A 2,728-nucleotide genomic window follows, 5' to 3' on the forward strand; every position below is an offset into this window, starting at 1 on the left:
CCGTGCCAACCGCGACCGAAATCTTCTCCCCCGGCGCGGACATCCGGAAAGCTCTTCCCGCCGGCCCGGATCCGGTTCTCACGCAGCCTCACGCACACGGTACGACCGGCCCGGTCGGCCCGTTTCCGAAGGATGATGCCATGGCCTCAGCGACGATGACGCGCGGCGATCAGGTGGTGTTCGAGCGGCTCGACGTCGCCGAAGTCTTGGGGATCTGGCGCCATGCCAGGGGCCGCGTCGTCAGCATCCACGGCCAGGGCGGCCGCCCGCAGACCGTCGACGTGAAATTCGAGGGTCACGAGACCCTGCGGCGCTACCTGCCGGACCTGTTCCGGCGTGTGCAGTAATCCCATGCCGCGCACGATCGGCCGGACCGCCCTCGGGGCGAGGCGCGCCCGCGGGTTGCAGGAGTCGCGGCCGTGACCGCGGCGATCACGACCCAGCCGCCGCTGCGGGCCACGAGCCGCAGCACCCACGAGCGCGACGTCTGGGCCGACCTGCGCGCCGAGGCGGAGGCCGCGCTCATCGAGGAGCCGCTCTACGCGGGCATCATCCAGGCGACGGTGCTCGACCAGCGCAGCCTCGCCCAGGCTCTCGCCTATCGCCTCGCGCACCGGCTCGGCGACGGCGACCTCGCGCGCCTGTCCATGCGCGACCTCTGCCTCTCCGCCTTCGAAGCCGACCCGCATGCCGAAGCGCACGCGGTGCGCGACCTCGTCGCGATCCGGGAGCGCGACCCGACCTGCCGCCGGTATCTCGACCCGTTCCTGTTCTACAAGGGATTCGCCGCCCTGGAGGGCTACCGCGTGGCCCACTGGCTCTGGCACCAGGGGCGGGCGACGCTCAGCCTGCACGTGCAGAGCCGGATCTCCGAAGTGTTCGGCTGCGACATCCACCCCGCCGCCCGGATCGGCTCGGGCGTGTTCATCGACCACGCCACCGGCGTCGTCATCGGCGAGACGACGGTGATCGCCGACGACGTCTCGATCCTGCAATCGGTCACGCTCGGCGGCAACGGCAAGGAGAGCGGCGACCGTCACCCCAAGATCGAGCGCGGCGTGCTGCTCAGCGTCGGCGCGAAGGTGCTCGGCAACATCCGGGTCGGCGAGGGGGCCAAGGTCGCAGCGGCCGCCGTGGTGCTGGCCAAGCCCGGCCGCATCGATCTCGCCACGGACGACAAGGGCCGGGTCATCCGCCCCGGCTCCCTGCGGGCCGTGCCGCTGTTCAGCCGGCTCGGCGATGCCGAACTGGCGACGCTGGCCGGCAAGTTCACCGAGAGCCGCCATCAGGCCGGCGAGGTCATCAGCGAGGAGGGTTCGGCCGAACGCAGCCTGACGATCGTCGCCGACGGCACGGTCGAGCTGAGCCTGTCGGGCCCCTACAAGGGCCGGCTGCGCCAGGGCCTCGCCACCCGGGGCGACTATTTCGGGGACGACACCCTCGTCGGCGAGGCCGGGCCGGCCCCGGCCGTGAAGGCGCTCTCGGCCGTGACGCTCCTCACCCTCGACCGGGCCGCGATCGAGGACGAGGCGATCCGTTCGCGCATCACCCAGCACATCGAGGAGCGTGACCGGCTCAAGGGCCACACCAATTCCTACGGCGAGCAGGGTATAGAGCTCCTGGCGGTGCATGCGGGCGAGCCGCGCCTGCCGACCACCTTCGTCGACTACGAGGTGGATCCGCGCGAGTACCACCTCTCCACGATCCAGACGATCCTCAACACCCATACCCGCGTCACCGATCTCTACTCGAACGAGATCGACCAGCTCCGCGAGCAGATCCGCCTCACGGTCGATGCCGTGAAGGAGCGCGAGGAGTGGGAGCTCCTCAACAACTCGCAATTCGGCCTCCTCCACGAGGTCGGCTCGCGCCAGCGCATCCCGACCCGCGGCGGCCCGCCGACCCCGGACGATCTCGACGAGCTCCTGACGCTCGTCTGGAAGAAGCCCGCCTTCTTCGTGGCGCATCCGCGCGCCATCGCGGCCTTCGGCCGGGAGGCGACCCGCCGCGGCGTGCCGCCGGTGGTGGTGCACCTGTTCGGCGCGCCCTTCATCACCTGGCGCGGCGTGCCGCTGGTGCCGAGCGACAAGCTGCCGATCGACACCGACCCGGTCACGGGGGCGCAGACCACCTCGATCCTGCTGCTGCGCGTCGGCGAGGGCGAGCAGGGCGTCGTCGCCCTCCAGAAGTCGGGCGTCACGGGCGAGATCGAGCCCGGCCTGTCGGTGCGCTACATGGGCACCAACGACCACTCCATCGCCTCGCATCTCGTGACCCGCTACTTCTCGGCCGCCGTGCTGGTCGAGGACGCGATCGCCCGTCTCGATAACGTGCTCCTGGGCAACTACCATGACTACGCCTAAGGCGCCGGCCTTCCTGCCGGCGGCCAGCTTGGGCCTGCCGGCGGCCAGCCTGGGCCTGCCGGCGGGCAACCCCGGCGAGCTGGCGCATGCGGATCTCGTCGGGCGCCTCGCCCGCGAGATCTACGGGCAGGGGCAGGCGGCAAGCCAGCCCTTCGCGCCGGAACTCCCGGCGAGCCCGCAGGTGCCGCAGGGCTTCGAGAGCCTGCCGCAGGGGCCCGGCGGCGCGCCCCTGCCGAGCGCCGGCCTGGGTGTCCCCTCGGCGCCCGCGGGCGGGTTGCCCCAGGGCCTGCAGCCGGACGCCTCGGCGCTCGCCGCCCGCTCCTTCGGCGCGCCGCCCGTCGGCCTGCCGGGGGTGACGGGAGCCT

Annotated in this window: 2 protein-coding genes and 1 pseudogene; all 3 read left to right on the forward strand. The window is 72.1% G+C overall.

Features of this window, described 5'->3' with window-relative positions; all coding sequences use genetic code 11:
• Window positions 1-140 precede the first annotated feature (140 nt).
• Window positions 141-347 carry a hypothetical protein gene (locus tag E1J50_RS26210; protein WP_132256223.1) on the forward strand — a complete coding sequence of 69 codons (207 nt, stop codon included), beginning with the start codon at window positions 141-143 and terminating at the stop codon, window positions 345-347.
• Window positions 348-419: 72 nt separating this feature from the next.
• Complete coding sequence (locus E1J50_RS28395; protein WP_132257189.1) at window positions 420-2,363, forward strand: family 2B encapsulin nanocompartment shell protein; 1,944 nt, start codon at window positions 420-422, stop codon at window positions 2,361-2,363.
• Window positions 2,350-2,728, forward strand: a pseudogene (locus E1J50_RS26220) (family 2A encapsulin nanocompartment cargo protein cysteine desulfurase); the annotation flags it as partial. The gene E1J50_RS28395 and the pseudogene E1J50_RS26220, both read left to right, overlap by 14 nt.

Origin of the sequence: Methylobacterium segetis (assembly GCF_004348265.1) — a bacterium.
GTDB classification, from domain to species: Bacteria; Pseudomonadota; Alphaproteobacteria; order Rhizobiales; family Beijerinckiaceae; genus Methylobacterium; species Methylobacterium segetis.